General features: G+C 63.6%; 9 protein-coding genes, 2 tRNA genes and 1 riboswitch. Of the genes, 6 read left to right on the top strand and 5 right to left on the bottom strand.

The features are described from left to right. The first annotated feature begins 15 nt into the window (after nucleotides 1–15). A complete protein-coding gene (locus ARUE_RS03990; RefSeq protein ID WP_014920808.1) occupies nucleotides 16–2,181 on the top strand; it encodes a RecQ family ATP-dependent DNA helicase in 2,166 nt (721 codons plus the stop codon). Nucleotides 2,182–2,312: 131 nt separating this feature from the next. Next, on the top strand, nucleotides 2,313–3,743 hold the full coding sequence (locus ARUE_RS03995) for an MFS transporter (protein WP_011773583.1): 1,431 nt from the start codon (nucleotides 2,313–2,315) through the stop codon (nucleotides 3,741–3,743). Between the two features lie 66 nt (nucleotides 3,744–3,809). On the opposite strand, the gene ARUE_RS04000 is transcribed toward ARUE_RS03995, so the two are convergent. After that, nucleotides 3,810–3,897 (bottom strand) — tRNA-Ser (locus tag ARUE_RS04000). A 153-nt stretch (nucleotides 3,898–4,050) separates the two neighbouring features. Continuing rightward, on the bottom strand, nucleotides 4,051–6,321 hold the full coding sequence (locus ARUE_RS04005; protein WP_014920809.1) for a prolyl oligopeptidase family serine peptidase: 2,271 nt from the start codon (nucleotides 6,319–6,321) through the stop codon (nucleotides 4,051–4,053). A 60-nt stretch (nucleotides 6,322–6,381) separates the two neighbouring features. Here ARUE_RS04005 and ARUE_RS04010 point away from each other — a divergent pair, with 60 nt between their 5' ends. Together ARUE_RS04010 and cycA are read left to right on the top strand one after the other, a co-directional pair. Next, a complete protein-coding gene (locus ARUE_RS04010; RefSeq protein ID WP_014920810.1) occupies nucleotides 6,382–8,319 on the top strand; it encodes an FAD/NAD(P)-binding protein in 1,938 nt (645 codons plus the stop codon). 74 nt (nucleotides 8,320–8,393) lie between these two features. After that, nucleotides 8,394–8,492: riboswitch (glycine riboswitch) on the top strand. 151 nt (nucleotides 8,493–8,643) lie between these two features. Continuing rightward, nucleotides 8,644–10,110 (top strand): D-serine/D-alanine/glycine transporter, encoded by a 1,467-nt coding sequence (gene cycA / locus ARUE_RS04015; protein WP_014920811.1) that lies wholly within the window; start codon nucleotides 8,644–8,646, stop codon nucleotides 10,108–10,110. Between the two features lie 121 nt (nucleotides 10,111–10,231). On the opposite strand, the gene ARUE_RS04020 is transcribed toward cycA, so the two are convergent. The 3 genes from ARUE_RS04020 to ARUE_RS04030 form a co-directional block, all read right to left on the bottom strand. Further along, nucleotides 10,232–14,761, bottom strand: a complete 4,530-nt coding sequence (locus tag ARUE_RS04020; protein ID WP_502691438.1) for an ExeM/NucH family extracellular endonuclease — start codon at nucleotides 14,759–14,761, stop codon at nucleotides 10,232–10,234. A 190-nt stretch (nucleotides 14,762–14,951) separates the two neighbouring features. After that, complete coding sequence (locus tag ARUE_RS04025; protein ID WP_014920813.1) at nucleotides 14,952–15,737, bottom strand: VOC family protein; 786 nt, start codon at nucleotides 15,735–15,737, stop codon at nucleotides 14,952–14,954. Nucleotides 15,738–15,930: 193 nt separating this feature from the next. Then, nucleotides 15,931–16,018: transfer RNA gene (locus tag ARUE_RS04030), tRNA-Ser, on the bottom strand. A gap of 101 nt (nucleotides 16,019–16,119) precedes the next feature. Between ARUE_RS04030 and ARUE_RS04035 the strand changes: the two genes are divergently transcribed. After that, the gene (locus ARUE_RS04035) at nucleotides 16,120–17,103 is read left to right on the top strand and encodes an NAD(P)H-quinone oxidoreductase (RefSeq protein ID WP_014920814.1); all 984 of its coding nucleotides are present in this window, start codon (nucleotides 16,120–16,122) and stop codon (nucleotides 17,101–17,103) included. A 30-nt stretch (nucleotides 17,104–17,133) separates the two neighbouring features. Then, nucleotides 17,134–17,673 carry a PadR family transcriptional regulator gene (locus ARUE_RS04040; RefSeq protein WP_011773590.1) on the top strand — a complete coding sequence of 180 codons (540 nt, stop codon included), beginning with the start codon at nucleotides 17,134–17,136 and terminating at the stop codon, nucleotides 17,671–17,673. The last annotated feature ends 172 nt before the right edge of the window (nucleotides 17,674–17,845 follow it).

The raw sequence follows: 17,845 nt of genomic DNA on the forward strand, positions 1-17,845 counted from the left end.
TGGAATACTGGGTTGATGGCCAACAACTCCCCAAACGCTGCCGTTTCCGTGCAATCACCTACACATCAGCAGGCGCTGGCGTGCCTTCGTGAGTTGGTGGGCCACCCCGAAGCCCGGTTCCATAACGGGCAGTATGAAGCCATCGAGGCGTTGGTGGACGCGGGCCGCCGAGCGTTGGTAGTACAGCGGACAGGATGGGGAAAGTCAGCGGTTTACTTCGTGGCGTCATTGCTGTTGCGTCGGCGTGGCTCCGGTCCAACGCTGATTGTGTCGCCGTTGCTTGCGCTCATGCGTGACCAGGTAGCCGCAGCTGCCCGGGCGGGCGTGCGGGCCGTCGCCATAAACTCCGCCAATGCCTTGGAGTGGGACACGGTCCTTGCCCAGCTGGCCGCGGACGAGGTTGATGTCCTTCTGGTCTCCCCGGAGCGGCTCACCAACCCCTCTTTCAGGGAGAATCAGCTTCCGGAGCTCATTCGCCGAACCGGGCTACTGGTGATTGACGAGGCCCACTGTATATCGGACTGGGGCCACGACTTCCGCCCTGACTACCGCCGCATCGCGGACCTCATTGCACAGTTGCCTGAGTCTGTTCCGGTTTTGGCAACCACAGCCACCGCCAATTCCAGGGTGGTTCACGACATCGAAGAACAACTTGGCGCCGGAGTGTTGACCATACGAGGCGCACTGGGTCGCGAATCCCTTCGGCTCGGTGTCCTGACGCTGCCCGATTCCAGGGATCGGCTGGGGTGGCTGCTGACGCACCTTGCGGACATGCCCGGCAGCGGCATTATTTACACGCTCACGGTCTCGGCGGCCGAGGACACCGCACGGCTTCTTGCGGAGGCCGGGCACAACGTTTTGTCCTACACGGGAAGAACGGACCCGGCGGACCGGGAGCGTGCCGAACAACTCCTGAAGGACAACCAAGTGAAGGCCCTCGTGGCCACTTCCGCCCTGGGAATGGGATTCGACAAGCCGGACCTGGGCTTCGTGATCCACCTCGGCGCTCCGTCGTCACCGGTTGCCTACTACCAGCAGGTTGGCCGTGCGGGACGTGGAGCAGCCAACGCCGACGTCCTGCTCCTGCCGGGCTCCGAAGACCGCGAAATCTGGCAGTACTTCGCCACAGCATCCATGCCATCGGCAGAGAAAGCCGAGGCTGTGCTGGGCGTGCTGGGGGAGGCAGGCTCAGCCTTGTCCACCGTCGCGCTGGAAGCCAGGGTGGATCTTCGCCGTACGCCTTTGGAACTCCTCCTCAAAGTCCTGGCAGTCGATGGAGCAGTAGAACGCGTTGGGGGCGGTTGGCGATCAACCGGCCAGCCGTGGAACTATGACGCCGAACGCTACGCACGCATCGCCGAAGCCCGCGTGGATGAGCAGGATTCCATGGTGATCTACCAGGACACGGCTGGCTGCCGCATGGAATACATCACCTCGGTCCTGGATGACGAAACTGCAGCTTCCTGCGGACGCTGCGACAATTGCGCCGGCCGCTGGTTCCCGGTGGACGTGGCGGCGTCGGCAGCCGACGCCGCGGGACAAACCCTCCGGCGTGCCGGCATAGCCGTGGAACCCCGGCTACAGTGGCCCAGCGGCATGGACCGCCTCGGTGTTGCAGTCAAGGGAAAGATCAAGCCCGACGAGAGCGTTTCAGAAGGACGCATCCTGGCCAGGCTTACTGACCTGGGCTGGGGCGGAGCTTTGCGGGAGCTGTTCGCTGCCGGGGCTCCGGACCACGCCGTGGATCCTGCCATGCTGCAGGCCTGCGTCCAAGTACTGCGCGAGTGGTCTGGGGCCGAAGGCGGAACCCCGTGGAGCGGCGTCGGACGACCTGCGGCGGTTGTCAGCATCCCGTCGCGCAGCAAGCCACAGTTAGTGGAATCCCTGGCGCAGGGGATTGCCGGGATAGGGCGGATGCCGTACCTCGGGCAGCTGCAGCCCCAGTACGGAGGACCAACAGGAGCCCGCGGCGGCAACAGCGCATACAGGCTGGCCGGTGTCTGGGACAGGCTCGTTGTGGGCCCCGAGCTTGCCCAGGCCTTGGCGGGCACGGGCGGACAGCCCGTGTTGCTGGTGGACGACCTCATAGACAGCCGCTGGACCATGACCGTATCCGCCCGTGCCTTGCGACAAGCCGGCGTGAGCGCCGTTCTGCCACTGGCGCTGGCCCAAGCCGGATAAGGCAGGGTAGTTGGGCGTGGTCGAACTACGTCATGTTGTGATCGCTCCCACTGCACGTCTATAGGATCGAGCAAACACGCCTGCTTGCCTGCCCGGATCACGGGCCACCAGCCAGAACTTGGACCGGAGCCATGAGCACAAAACCCAACACCGACGTCGAAGCGGCCAACGAAACCAGTTGGCGGCCGCGGCTGGCCCTGTTGGTGGCGGCAACGTTCTTCATGGAGTTCCTCGACGGGACCATCCTCACCACGGCCATCCCCAGCATCGCCTCCGACTTCAGGGTGGCGCCGGCAGACATCAACATCACCATGACCGCATATCTGGTGACGGTGGCCATGGGCATCCCGCTGAGCAGTTGGCTTGCTGAGCGGTTCGGCGCTCGCCGGATCTTCTGCCTTGCGATATCGATATTCACCATTGCCTCCCTGCTCTGTGCGATCAGCACGGACCTGACCATGCTCACGCTCAGCCGTGTGGCCCAAGGCATGGGCGGGGCCATGATGGTTCCCGTCGGCACTCTGGTGGTGTTGCGGGGTACTCCCAAGTCCGAGCTTCTTCGCGCCACTGCGTACCTTGTGTGGCCAGGCCTGCTGGCTCCGGTCCTGGCTCCCATGGTGGGCGGTGCCCTGACCACCTTCCTGTCATGGCACTGGATCTTCATCATCAACGTCCCTCTCGGCCTGGCCGCATTCATTGCAGCTCTCAGGCTGGTGCCGCGAACACAGTTTGATGCCAAGCGCCGGCTCGACTGGTTCGGGCTACTGCTCACTACGCTGGGCGTGGGTGCCCTCGTAGTTGGGCTGGAGACCTTGGGAGGGCACGCGTCCAATGTGCTTGCCGTGGTGGTGGTCGCTGCCGGAGTGCTGTCCTTGGCTGGGGCAGTCTGGTGGATGAGGAAAGCCAGCGTTCCCCTGTTCAACCTCAGCGTCTTCGGCACCAGGACTTTCAGGGCGACTTCCACCGGCGGCTTCATTTACCGGCTGACCATCAGTTCCGTTCCGTTCTTGTTGCCCTTGATGTTCCAGGACGGATTTGGCTGGGATCCGCTGAAGGCCGGCGTGATGGTGGCGGCAGTCTTCGTGGGCAACATAGGGATCAAGCCGGCCACTACGCCGCTCATCAGGCGTTTTGGGTTCAAGCCCGTGCTTGTCTTTGCGTCATTCGCGTCAGCCGTGACGTTTGCGTTGTGCGCTTTCCTGGACGCCCAAACACCTGAGCCACTGATCTTTGCTTTGCTGCTGCTCAGCGGTGCGTTCCGCTCCATCGGCTTCTCTGCCTACGCTTCGGTGCAATACGCGGACATCGTCCCGGGTCAGTTGCCCTCAGCCAATGCCATCTCCGCGACGCTCGTTCAATTGGCGGCGGCTGCGGGCATCGCGGTGGGCGCCCTTTTCCTGCGCCTGTTCGAAACCACGCAGGTGTTCGGGGGGGAGCACGTGGCGGCCTACAAGGGGGCATTTGTTGCCATGGCCATCCTGATGCTGATCAGCACGGTGGACAGCCTGACCCTTCACCGTCACGCCGGGGCCGAAGTCAGCGGCGGAGCAAAGCGCGGCTGAGCAGCGGCTTCATGGAGAAGAGCCTTAAACGCAAAAGGTCCCGGTTCGAAAACCGGGACCAATTCGCGGAGACGGGGGGATTTGAACCCCCGGTGGAGTTGTGCCCCACACTTCATTAGCAGTGAAGCCCATTCGGCCGCTCTGGCACGTCTCCCTTTGCTATTGCTAGCCCACCAAGGATACGCAGAAGGTGCCTTCCAGCGCAAAACGCCCCGGCCAAGCCGCCCGTTTCGTTGGTTCCGTGCCAGCCATGCCGTTCGCACGGCACAGTTCGCAGGGAACCGTCGAATCGGGCTTCAGCGAACTGTTAGTTGCTCCCAGCCAGCGAACGCCACAGGAAGTGGTTGCTCCGGGCCTGAAGCGCTGCGGCCTGCCTGTTGTCGGAGGCCCCCGCATGGCCGCCTTCCAGGGCTTCATGGAACCATACGTTCGGGATGCCCATGGCTTGCATTCGCGCCGCCATTTTGCGGGCCTGGACGGGTCCCACACGATCATCGGACGTGGCGGTCCAAATGAAGGTCTCCGGGTATTCCACGCCGTCGTGAAGCAAATGGTACGGCGAGAAGGTGCGGATGAAATCCCATTGCGCGGGGACATCCGGGTCACCATATTCGGCGATCCACGAGTATCCGGCGGAGAGCTTGGTGTAGCGGCGCATGTCCAGGAGCGGCACTCCGCAGGACACAGCGCCGAACAGTTCCGGATATTGGGTCAGCATGTTGCCTACCAGGAGGCCGCCGTTGGAACCACCTACGCAACCGAGTCGACGGCGGCTGGTGACGCCTCGCGAGATGAGGTCCTTCGCCACGGCCGCGAAGTCCTCGTACGCGCGGTGCCGGTTTTCCTGGAGGGCTGCACGGTGCCAGGAGGGACCGTATTCGCCGCCGCCGCGGATGTTGGCAACAACGTAGACGCCGCCGCGTGAGTGCGCGGCAGCACCGTCGTCGGAGGATGCGCCCAAGGTGCGGCGCTCCAGCCAGGCCCGACCCATGGTTCCGCTGTATGCCGGAGTCCGCGAAACCTCGAACCCGCCATATCCGGAGAGCTGAGTGGGGTTTTGCCCGTCCAGCACCAGGTCCTTGGAAGCGACCTGGAAGTAGGGGACCTTGGTCCCGTCGTCAGACACCGCGAAGTGCTGCTGGACCTCGTAGTCGGCTTCGTTGAAGAACGACGGCGACCGCTTGACTTCGGCGTGCTGGCTCGCCACGCCACTGGCCTCCGAACCACCACCCGCCGAAGCACCACCCGACGAAGCACCACCCGACGACGCAGCACCGAGCGTCCCCCGGGTCAATGTGGTGGGTGTCGTGAAGCCGGTGGCCACCAGCCAAAAGTCGTTGCCTTCAGGGCCAGCGTCTTCGTCATCCACGGCGTAGGCGTTGACGTCGTGCAGGGGCGGGCACGCGTCCAGGACGGTGGACGTCCAGCCGCCTTCGGAGTCGGGACGGGATGGGTCCAGCACCCGGATCTCGGAGGACACATCGCGCAGGAGGTTCAGCAGGAGGTAGTCCTTGGTCCAGCTCCACGACTGCAGCGACGTGTGGGCATCCGGCGTGAACAGGACCAGCAGTGAACGGGTCCCTGCCAGATAGGACTCGAAGTCCGCGGCCAGCAAGGACCCGGCAGGGTAGAGAACACCGGCAACATCCCAGTCCTTCTGCGGACGGAACAGCAGCCAATCCCGGTGGGCGCTGATGTTCACATCCGTGGGAACGTCGATGACCACCCAGGAGTCGTCGCGCAGCAGCGATGTACTGCGGTTGTAGAAGTCGATGTAGTCCACGGCGAAAGTCCGCTCGTAGCCAGGCGTGGAGTCGTGGGCCACCATGGCCAGCATGTGGTCCTCGGGGATTTCGAAGAGGCGCTCGGCGTCGGCAAGGGACTGGCCACGGCGGAGCTTCACGCCGGTCCGCGCATAGGACGAGGTAGTTGCTGGCAGGCCTTCGGCTGTGCTGGATACGAGCAAAGTGTCGGCGTCCAGCCAGCTGACGTTGCCCTTGGCGGTGGGCAGATCAAAGCCACCCTCCACGAAGGTGCGGGATTCGACGTCGAACTCGCGGTGGCGGTCAGCGTCGCCGCCGTCGGGAGATAGCGAAACCATGGCCAGGCGGTACTCGGAGCCGTCGGCTGGACGGAGGAAGCCAACGCCGTGGAAGACCCACTCGACGCCTTCAGCGGCGGCGAGGGCGTCGATGTCCAGCAGAACGTCCCACTCGGGTTCTTCGGTGAGGTAGCTTTCCCAGGTGGTGCGGCGCCAGAGGCCCTTGGGGTGTTCCTGGTCTTTCCAGAAGTTGTAGTAGAAATCGCCTCGTTTGGAGACCATGGCGATGCGATCGGTGGAGTCGAGGACCTCCAGGATGCCGGCCTCAACGGCCTCATATTCGGCGTCCTCCAAGAGTTCCTCGGTGCGGGCGTTCTGCTCGCGGACCCACGCCAGCTGCTCTTCGCCGTGGATGTCCTCGAGCCAGACGTTTTCGTCCGTGGGTTCGGGCGCGACGTCCGCTGCGTGGCGGGGGCCGGAGGCCGGCGCAGCGTCATTCTCGGGGAGTGGCGTCGGATCAGCTTCTGTGGTGGTCATCGCCCCATCCAAGCAACACTGTTCAACGGTAAGCAAGTCACGCAGAAGTTAGGCTTGAGCGTGGCTAAATCCCAAACCAACCGTGTTGCCCTGATTGGGGCCGGCCCTCGGGGCACCAGTGTCCTTGAGCGGTTGCTCGCGAATTGGGCTGCGGACAGCCCGCACGGCACCACGTTGCACATCGACGTCGTGGATCCTTATCCGGCCGGTTCGGGTCATGTGTGGCAGCCGGAGCAGTCACGACTGTTCCTCATGAACACCCAGTCGTTCTATCCCACGCTTATTCCGGAGGACCCCCAGCTCGCACCGCCGCTCGCGGGTGGTTCGTTCGATCAATGGCGTGAGGCCCGTCGTCGTGATGGCATGGGACTGAACGACGCCGAAAAGGCGGAGCTTTCCACCCTCGAATCGCACAACTTTCCCAGCCGCGCGATCTACGGGCGCTACCTTCGCCAGACTCTGGACGGATTGCTGGAACGGCTGCCCGACGGCGTCAAGGTCACCTTCCATGAGACGCTCGCCGTTGCTGCGCGCCCCGTAGCGGACGGGTTCGACGTCGAACTCGCCAGCGGTGCGACGCTCACCGTCGGTTCCGTGGTCCTCGCCCTGGGTCACATCGAGTCCCGGCTGAACCCTGAGCAGCGGTCCTTCAAGAGTGCCGCGGACGAACAGGGCCTGCTGTACTTCCCGCCTGCTCCGCCGGCTGACGTTGATTGGCAGGCTGTGCCGGACAATGAGCCCGTGCTGGTCCGCGGCATGGGCTTGAACTTCTTCGATGTCATGGGCCAGTTGACGGAGGCCCGCGGCGGCAAGTTCGTTGAGGCTGGTTCGCCCGGCGCGGGCATCCTCGAGTACCGGGCATCGGGCAGGGAGCCCCGGATCATTGCTGCGTCCCGCAGGGGCACCCCGTATCGTGCCAAGGCGGGGCTGGCGGGCTACTACCCCAGCAGCATCACCATGCGCTACCTGACGGAAGATGCCGTGGACCGGTTCCGTGCAGCGGGTATCCAGCCGGGCTTCGATCATGACCTTTGGCCTCTGCTTCACCGTGATGCACTCTGGGCCTACTATTCAACGCTTGCACGGTCCCAGCCCGCCGCGATCAAGGACCCCGCACAGTTCCTGGCTGACCTGGAGGACGCGCTCCAACCACATGCGCACACCACGGCGAACTGGGAAATAAAGGTGGGAGACGTGGTGGAAAAGCACGTTGTTACCTCCCGCCGGCTGAACCTGAGAGGGCTCGCGGCGCCGCTCGCAGGCCGTACCTTTGCTTCCCGGAGCGAGTTGGATGCCGCAATCACGGCCTACCTTGACGATGATGCCCGACGATCTGCACTCGGCGAGGCGGACCCCGTCAAGATGGCCATCGGCGCCCTCCACACCGGCCGGGCCATCCTCAAATCCGTCGTGGCGGATGGCGGAATCACCGATGAGTCCTGGCTGGCGGGTTTGCGCGGCTGGTTCGAGTCGTTCGTGGAAGGCCTCGCCAGCGGAGCGCCAGCCCTGCGATCGGAGCAGTTGGCCGCTTTGGCGCGTGCCGGCGTCGTAAGTTTCGTGGGACCGGATCCGAAGTTCAGTGTGGACCGGGGTGTTAAGCTGTTCCGGGCGGTTTCGCCGTGGGTTCACGACGGTCCGGTTGAAGCGCGGACGCTTATCGAGGCGATGTCGCCGGCAAACAGGGTGGGCATCAACCTCTCGCCGCTGCTGGAACAGCTCATGTCCGACGGGCTGGTCCGCACCAAGATCATGATGAGTGTTGAGGGCACGCCCATGCAGACCACCGGCCTGGACGTGGAACCCCATCCTTACAGGCCTCTGGCTGCCAACGGATCCATCACCAGGAACTTGTATGTCCTGGGCCTGCAATTGTCCGCTTCGCAGTGGGGGACGGCCATCGCTGCCGAGGCCAGGCCGCGCACCGGACCCGCCTACGCGAGCGGCCAGCGGACGCTCCGCGATGCTGATGAGATTGCGCGTAGCATTCTGGGCCGCTAGGGACGTGGGGTTGCACCTCTACCCGACCTTGGCTACTGTGTGAGCTGCATCACCCACTTGGGTGTGCGCGCTTTTGATCTGCGGCGGGAGAGTCCTGCCGGTACATCCCGTCAGGCGCCGTAGGAGCAAACCCTCCCCAGGAATCTCTCAGGCCCATGTACCGCCGCGGCGAGGCAACTCTGGAAAGCAGTCCGGTCACCGGGCTCACCGAAGGTGCAAGCCTTCCTGCCCTGCAGGAAGGCGGAAACTCTCAGGTCCACGTACAGAGCGGGGAGGAACCCGAATCAATGTGGCACCCCGTGCCGCCTGAACGATGGAGTTCCTTTGACGATTCAGCGCCCGCCTTCCACCGGCACAGATTCACCCCACCTCGAGCGACAACTCAGCAACCGCCACATCCAGCTCATCGCCATCGGCGGAGCCATTGGCACCGGCCTCTTCATGGGATCCGGCAAGACCATTTCCGCTGCCGGCCCATCCGTCATCTTCGTGTACATGATCATCGGCTTCATGCTGTTCTTCGTTATGCGCGCCATGGGCGAACTGCTGCTCAGCAACCTCAATTACAAATCCTTCAGCGACTTCGCCGCCGACCTCCTGGGACCGTGGGCCGGCTTCTTCACCGGCTGGACGTACTGGTTCTGCTGGGTGATCACCGGGATCGCGGACGTGATCGCAATCGCGGGGTATTCCCAGGAACTTTGGCCCTCCCTGCCCCTCTGGGTGCCGGGCCTGATCACCATCGGCATCCTCCTGCTCCTGAACCTCGCCACCGTGAAAGCCTTCGGTGAGACGGAGTTCTGGTTCGCCCTCATCAAGATCGTGGCCATTGCGGCGCTCATCATCGTTGGCCTATTCATGATTTTCAGCGGCTTCCAGTCCGACGCCGGACCGGCCAGCTTCACCAACCTGTGGAGCCACGGCGGCTTCTTCCCGAATGAATTCATGGGCTTCGTGGCCGGCTTCCAGATCGCCGTCTTCGCGTTCGTGGGCATCGAACTCGTGGGCACAACAGCTGCCGAGGCCAAGGACCCCGAGAAGAACCTCCCCAAAGCCATCAACTCCATCCCCATCCGCGTGCTGCTCTTTTATGTGGGCGCGCTGATCATCCTCATGTCCGTCACCCCGTGGACCCAGTTTGCTGCCGGACATAGCCCCTTCATCGCCATGTTCTCGCTCGCTGGTCTCGGCGCAGCGGCCACCATCGTCAACCTGGTGGTGCTGACCTCGGCCATGTCGTCGGCCAACTCTGGCATCTACTCCACGTCCCGCATGGTGTTCGGACTCGCGCAGGAAGGCGACGCACCCAAGGTTTTCGGCGCGCTGTCCGGACGCAAAGTGCCCCGCAACGCCCTGTTCCTGTCCTGCATCCTGCTGCTGTCCGGCGTCGTCCTCATGTATGCCGGCTCGGACATCGGCAAGGCGTTCGACATGGTCACTACGGTGTCCGCTGTGTGTTTCGTCTTCGTCTGGTCCATCATCCTGGCGAGCTACCTTGCCTTCCGGAAGCGCCGCCCGCACTTGCACGAGTCCTCGGCGTTCAAGATGCCCGGTGGAGTGGTGATGGTGTGGGTGGTGTTCGCGTTCTTCGCCTTCGTCCTCTGGGCTCTGACCACGCAACCGGACACGCTCACGGCCCTGTTGGCCACGCCCGTGTGGTTCATCATTCTGGGTGTCGCCTGGTTGATTCTCCGGCGCCGTCCCGCGCACTTGGCCCGTTACGAGGAGTTCAAGGCTGAGCTCCAGCGGGATGCAGAAAGGGACCGGGAACCGGAACCCGTGAACAAGTAACCGCGCAGGCCCAAAAGGCCGCAAACCAAAGGCAGGACCCCTCACGAAGAAGATCGTGAGGGGTCCTGCCTTGTACCGGCCTCGCGGGTACTGGCCTCTCGGCCCTGTGGCTCAGGGGCGGCTAGCCCCTCAGGCACCTCTGGTACTCCAACCAGGCAAAGCCGTACCGGATCCATCCCACGATGTCGTACCACTTGGACGGCTTGACGGGTGCGGTGCACTGCGGCGGGTTGGTGCCGCTTTCCGCTACGTTCACCAGCGTTTTCACCACGGTTCCGCTCTCGACGGCGGTCAGCACCAACGTGCCGGTGCCTGCAGCTGCCGCGGCGGGAACCTTGAGGTCCACCGTGGCGGTGCCCGCGGTCACCGGGACCGAACCGAGTGCCGATTCCGAGCCCTTGCCATCGACGAACACTGCATTCAGCGTTGCGTTGGCCGGGCTGCCGATGGAGGTGAGGTTCAGCTTGGAGATGGCCAGCGTAATGGACTCTCCGGCCTTGACCTCAGCCGCCGTGGAGTTGGCCACGGCAACGGAACGGCGTGCGAAGTCGGGCGAAACAGGGTTGTGCTCGCGCAGGTACTTGATCCACGCATCGCGGTCCACCAAGCCCGTGTCTTTGGTGTTGGTCCCTTCCTTGAAGACCCGGAAGTTGTCACCGCCGGTAGCCAGGAAGCTGAACGTCCCGATCCTGTACTGCTTGGCAGGATCGAGCACAGCACCGTTCACCCAGATGCCGGTGATGCGGTCACCTGCGGCGCGGGCGGCGTCGTAGGTGTAGCTGACGTTCTTGGACACGCCCAGCTGCTGGTAGGGGCGGCTGGGAATGGTGCCGTCGGCGTTGGTCTGCCACTGCTGCTCCAGGAGCGTCTTGAACTGAGCGCCGGTCAGCGACGTGGTCCAGAGATTGTTCACGAACGGCAGGACCGCGTTGGCCTCGGCGTAGGTGATGGTCCCGTCCGGTGCGTAGTACAGCTCATTACGCAGGCCTCCGGGGTTCACGACGCCGATCTCCGCCGCACCCAGTTCGGGAGCCTTGAGTGTATCCACCAGGGAGTCCGCCACCAGGTTGCCGAGCGTGGATTCGTTCGCGCGATCGTCCCGCTTGGGGGCGCCGCCGGCGGGATCCGGGGTGAAGGCCGTGGTGATATCAGCTGTCACCGCGCCTACCGGCTGGTTGCCGATCTCGGCAGCCTGGGCGAGGGCCTTGTCCACGATGGTTTTCACTGCCGCCACACGCGGGTAGGTGGCAACGAGGCTTTCAGCGGTCTCGGTAGTCCGGTCCACGATGGCGGCCTTGTAAGAGGTCACGGACTTGCTTGCGGTGTCCACTGTGAGGGTCACGCTGCCTACGTTCTCGCCGTAGTTGCCAGTCTGCACAATGGGGCGGGTCTTGCCGGTGGGCTGGCCGTTGGCGTCCAGGATCGGAGCGTCCCAGGCGTATTCCTTGTGCGTGTGTCCTGTGAAGATCGCGGCGACGTCGGGAGTGGTTTCGTTGACCAGCTTGGCGAACGGCCCGCCGGCTGCAACTTCCTGCTCCAACGTGGCGCCCTCGGGTGTTCCGGAAGCAGCGCCGTCGTGGTTTTCCACGATGATGAGGTCTGCCAGGTTGTCGGCCTTGATCTTCGCGGCAACCCGGTTGATGGCTTCCACAGGATCGCCGAACTCCAGATCCGCGATTCCGGCCGGGGTCACCAGGGACGGAACTTCCTGCGTGACAGTACCGATCACTGCTACCCGCATGCCGTTCATGTCCATCACCTTGTACTCCGGCAGGACCGGGGTGCTGGTGCCCTTCTGGTAGACGTTCGCGCCCAGGTAGGCGAACTTCGCGTTGGTACCTCCAGCTGTGACGCGGTCGCGCAGGTCCGCCCAACCGCCGTCGAACTCGTGGTTGCCTACAGCGGAAGCCTGCAATTCGAGCGCGTTCAAGACGTCGATGGTGGGTTGGTCCTTCGCCACCGAAGAAGCGAAGAGGGAAGCACCGATGTTGTCACCGGCCGAAATGAAGGCCGTAGCGCCGGGAGCAGCTGCAGCGCGGAGCTTTTCCACCGTTCCGGCGAACAGGACGGTGTTTGAGTCGATCCGCCCGTGGAAATCGTTGATACCCAGGAACTGCAGGTCGACGGTTGCCGGTTGGTCCGCAGTCAGGTTCAGGCCCACCACCACAGGATCGTGGTCACTGGCCCGGAACTCGTCCTGGGCATAGTAGTTGGTCACATTGTTGTTATACCTGCTGTACTCCAGCGCGACGGACTCCACGGAGTTGATGTTCCAGATGTCTGTTCCGGTCACCACCTTGTGGGCGGCAGGAGAAGCGAGGATGTGGTCCAGCGAGCCAACCATGCCTCCGAAGAGGTACGAGTGCTTGCCTGTACCCACCTCAAGGTCGGTGTAACCGGCGCCGGTGAGGACGTTGATGGGATCTTCCTTGGCGTAGGCGTTGAAGTCGCCGATCAGGAAGACCTTGTCCGTGCCCTTGGACGCCTGGAGGTCCTTGGAGAAGGCGAGCAGGGATTCAGCCTGCTTTGTGCGTGCGATGTTCGACGCGCCCTGGCCCTTGTCCGTGTCATCCGGGGTCGCGGCGGAGCCCTTGGACTTGAAGTGGTTCACGATCGCGATGAACTTTTTGTCATCGTCCCCGCCAACCGGCTTGAAGAGCTGCGCGAGGGGCTTGCGGGCACTTGCGAAGGCCACGGTGTCGTTGTGGATGATGGACTCGCCCACGGGCTCGGCCGCTGCCTTCTTGTAGATGAATGCTGTGCGGATCATGTCCTCGTCGCTCAGCGGGGGAGCGTTGGCGGGTGTGCGCACGTAGTCCCAAACACCGGGTGTCTTGACGTTGAGGGCATCCACCAGCTTGGACAAGGCGTCGTCGCGGTTCTTGCCGAACTGCGCCGAGTTCTCGATCTCTTCAAGGGATACGACGTCGGCGCCGGACTTGGTGATGGCGGCAACGATCTTGCTCTGCTGGCGCTCGAAGTTCTCCGCGTTGGCAGCACCGCGGGCGTTGCAGCCTTCCTTGACCGTGATCGGGTTGCCCTCGCGGTCGGTGTAGAAGACGCAGCCGGCCAGCTGGTCACCGGTGGTGGGGAAGTAGTTCAGCACGTTGAAGGAAGCCAGCTTGAGGTTGCCCCCCACGTCGGCGGGACCTTCGGGCCGGGAGGCGGTGAAGCTCGCCGGCTGGACAGAGTCAGCGTTGGCCGGGCTCAGCGCAGTCAGGGGCTGGAACTTCCAGGAGTTGTTGCCGTAGCCCAGGATGACGTCAGTCCGGAACTGCGCCGGGGAACCGACGCGGACAGGATCGGACGTGGTCAGGTAGGGCAATTGCTGGGCCTTGGTGGTGGCGTCCTTCAAGAAGTTGGTGGACGCACCGTCGTCGAGCTTGATCCCGCGCAGCGCGTTGTCCGCTACCACAGCGGCATACTCCGGCGAACCGTAGGTGGCTACCGCCGTCGGCTGTACCAAAGGCGATGTGCCGGCCGCGAGGCCGATCTCGCCGTACTGGTTCAGGGAGTAGTTGTCCGAGACCGTAAAGTCACCTTGCGGGGCCAGGAGCATGCCTTCCAGGCTTTCCCGGGCGGCCTCATTGGCTGGCAGCGTGAACGGCGTGGACTTAACCTCCGGCGCGGCTTCGGTCAGCTTCTTTAACCCCGCCGCCTCAACGGTCAGCTGGGTTTGGCTGGCGAATTCGCTGACCACACCGGTGAGCTGCACGTAGTCGCCCGGTTGGACCGTTGGCGCCGTCGACGGCGAATAGACGAACAAAGCGTCCGACGCCGTCCTGGCCGCCCCCGCGTTGTCCCCGCCACTTCCGGCGGTTTGGACGTAGTAGCCGTTGAAACCGCCGGTCGCATAGACAGCGGTGACCTTGCCGCTGGTTGTCACGGTGCTGCCAACAAACGGGCTGGCTGTACCGGTTCCTTGAATCTCGGCGATGGTCTTGACCCCGGGCTCGGGCTGGGGGTCAACGGGCGGGGTTCCGCTGCCGTTGGAGGCGGTGGGGGTGATGGTGGCGCTGAGGCTGAAATCCGCCGCGTTGGAGTCGGTGTCCGCACCATTGGTGCGGTTGAGGCTCTTAACGTCCGAGTTGACGGTGGGTGCGGTGGCAACGGCGGTCTCAAAGGTGTTGGAGGTGCCGTAGCCCAGGAGGTCAGCGATGGCTGCGTTGCCCGTCACCGACCCCGTCGGAAGGGGAGTGACGGCAGTGGCCTGCTTGGCCAGGATCAGCGTCCCGGTAGTTCCGCTGGGGTTCAGCGTGCCGGCTGCCTGGACATCGGCTTTGGGTAGTTCCGGCGCCGTGGACGTTCCGCTGTTGGTGGCGCCTTGGACCAGGAAATATCCCTTCGCGGGGATGCTGCCGGTCAGGGGCGTGATCCCCGTGGGCGCTGTGCTGGTAGTGGCAGACCGGTACTGCAGCGACCAGCCCGCCAGGCTGACCGGTGCGTCCGAGGAATTGTAAAGCTCCACGAACTTGTTCTTGAAGGCCGCACCGTTGCTGCCACCGCTGAGGTAGGCCTCGTTGATCACCACGGGCGATGCGCCGGCTGCGAGCTCATCAGCTGCAAAGGCCGGTACTGCCGTCAGCGGGGCGGTAATCAGCCCAGCCGACAGGACAGTGCCCGCCAAGGATTTCCAATGCATAAATTTCATCCGCTTGAACTTTCATCAGTGAGCCCTGTGGAGCTCCATGAATGGCGCCCACTGTCTTGTGAAGTGGGCGAGTGCCGGAAGTTACTCCCGGGTAAAGCTGCCTCGGACCTAGCTGAACACGAACGGATGAATGGAGGGTTGACCTGGGGTCAACAATGAGGGACCGTGCAACGGCCCAATAGCCCGACGACTAGGCGGTCTGGCCCAAGTCCTGGATCACCTTGAAAACGGCGCCGGTCGGGTCCGATAACGTGGCCAAGCGCCCGAAGGGTGTGTCCTCGGCGGGCTGCATAATGGTGGCACCGAGGGACGCGGCTCGCTCAGCAGTGGCGTCCGTGTCTTCCACCGCGAAATACACACTCCACATGGAGGGGACCTGCTCGGGCAGGAAACCGGAGGCATCCATGATGCCCGCCTTGGCGTCGTCACCGGCACCCAGGGTTGTGTATCGGAATTCCGGAGTGTCGCTCATGACCTCCGTGTCCCAGCCGAAGACCTTCTGGTAGAAAGTGACCGCGGACTCGTAGTCCTTGGAAAGCAGTTCATGCCAGGCGGGAGCTCCGGCCTCAGCCGCCACCTCATAGCCCTTCATTTCACCGAACTGCCAGGCGCCGATTGCGGCGCCTGAGGCATCCCCGTACATGGCCATGCTGCCTTGCTCGGGGACCTCCATGGGTTCAAGGAGCACCCGGCCGCCGTTGGCGGCAGCGGCCTCGGTGGTTGCTTTGATGTCGTCGGTGCGAAGGTAGGTGGACCAAACGTCCGGCATGGCCCCCATGTCCGCCTGCTTCTCCATGATGCCCGCAACCATCCGGCCATCCTTGGAAGCCGTGATGTAGCCGCCGTACTTTTCCTGGTCTCCGGTTTCATAGGTCCAGCCGAAAAGTGCCGTGTAAAAGGCCTTGGCCTTCTCCGTATCGGACGTCACAAGGTCGATCCAGCAGGGGGAACCGGGAGTGATGTCAGGCTTGGGCATGGGTAAGGCTCCTGTGGTTGTGCCGCGGCCAAAACTGCGGCTGATGTCTGTGTGGTGTGGAGACAGACAGAACACTATGCGGGGCCTCTGACAGTTTCAATGATCTTCCGGTTGTGAGTTATCAGTTCCGCACGGGAACCCTGGCTCAGACGCAAGAATGCCCCGGGTCCTGGGACCCGGGGCACCTCATTCGCGGAAGGTAAGGGATTTGAACCCTTGGTACGGGGTTACCGCACACTGGTTTTCAAGACCAGCTCCTTAGGCCGCTCGGACAACCTTCCTCGCCTAGTAGTGTTTCATAGGGAGTTGGCTGTTCCAAAACATCACGTCTTCCGGCCCCTGCCCCGGGGTCTGGAGACAAGCAAGAAACCGGGAGTTCGTCATGAAAGCCGTCTACATCTCAGAGCCAGGCGGGCCCGAAGTCCTCGAAATCCGCGAGGTCCCCTCTCCGGTGCCCGGCGAGGGCGAGGTGCTGATCGACGTCGTGGCTGCGGGCCTGAACCGTGCGGACGTCCAGCAGCGGCGTGGCTTCTATCCGCCGCCCCCGGGCGCCTCGGAAGTTCCTGGCTTGGAGGTCTCCGGCCGCATCGCCGCTTTCGGCCCCGGCGTCACCAAGGCATTCTCTGTGGGGGACAAAGTAGTGGCACTGTTGTCCGGCGGTGGCTACGCCCAGCAGGTCGCCGTCCCGGCGGAGCAGGTTCTCCGGATTCCCGACGGCGTGGACCTGATTACGGCCGCCGCGCTGCCCGAAGTTGCCGCCACGGTGTACTCGAACCTGATCATGACCGCTCAGCTGCAACCCGGCGAGACTGTGCTCATCCACGGTGCAACCGGCGGCATCGGCACCATGGCCATCCAATTGGCCAAAGCCTATGGCGCAAAGGTGGCAACCACGGCGGGCACTGACGAGAAAGTAGGCACCGCCAAAGCCTTCCTGGGTGCCGATATCGCCATCAACTACACCGAAGAGGATTTCGCTGAAAGCCTCAAGGCGCATAACGGAGGCAAAGGCGCGGACGTGATCCTCGACGTCGTGGGTGCCAAATACCTGCAACAGAACATCGAGGCGCTCGCCGACTACGGACGACTCATCGTCATCGGCCTGCAAGGCGGAACAAAGGCCGAGATTAACCTCGGCCAGCTCCTCAGCAAACGGGCTGCCGTCATCGGAACAGCCCTCCGGCCGCGACCGGTTACTGAAAAGGGAATCATCATGTCCGCCGTGCGTGAGTCGGTGTGGCCCATGCTCACCGATGGCCGGATCAAGCCCCTTGTGGCCAAGTCCTTCCCCTTGGATCAAGTCCGGGAAGCGCATGAATACTTTGACTCCGGCGAGCACGTGGGCAAGGTCCTCCTGCTCCTCTGAATCGTCCAACCAACCGCAGCGAGGAGCCTCATGTCCATCCGGCACAGCTTGCTGGCCCTGCTTCAGGACCAGCCCCGGTACGGCTATGAGCTGCGCGTCGAATTCGAGGACAGGACCGGGGCAGCCTGGCCGTTGAACATCGGCCAGGTGTACACAACGCTGGACCGGCTGGAGCGCGACGGCCTGGTCAGCAAAGACGGCGACGACGGCGGCGGGCACGTCGTGTACAGCATCACCGACGCCGGGGCTGAGGAAGTCGAAGCGTGGTTCGCCGGCGCAGTGGACCGGGGCAATCCTCCGCGAAACGAAATTGCCATCAAGTTGGCGCTCGCGGTGTCGCTTCCGGACGTGGATACCTCTGCGGTGATCCAGTCCCAACGGGAAGTCTCGGTCAAGGCTCTGCAGGAACATACGCAGGCGAGAAAGGCGGTCTCCGCCAACCAACGATCGTCGGATACCGCCTGGCTCCTGGTGCTCGATTCACTGATTTTCCAGGCCGAAGCGGAAGTTCGATGGTTGGATCTCTGCGAGGCGCGCATGGTGCAAGTTCAGCGCCGGCCGGGAGAGTGAACTGACTCCGCTTGATGCGGGCGGGTGCCAGACCCGTTCGGCCAATACCGGTGGTTTTGGTCTTCTTGGAGGAGCCCGTAGGCGTCTTGAATACGCGTCGTCGCTCCATGCCGGAGTCTCCAGGCGCGACCTCACCCTCATCACACTGGTTGAGGCAGGCATATGGTCCAGC

Source organism: Arthrobacter sp. Rue61a, assembly GCF_000294695.2.
Lineage (GTDB): Bacteria > Actinomycetota > Actinomycetes > Actinomycetales > Micrococcaceae > Arthrobacter > Arthrobacter aurescens_A.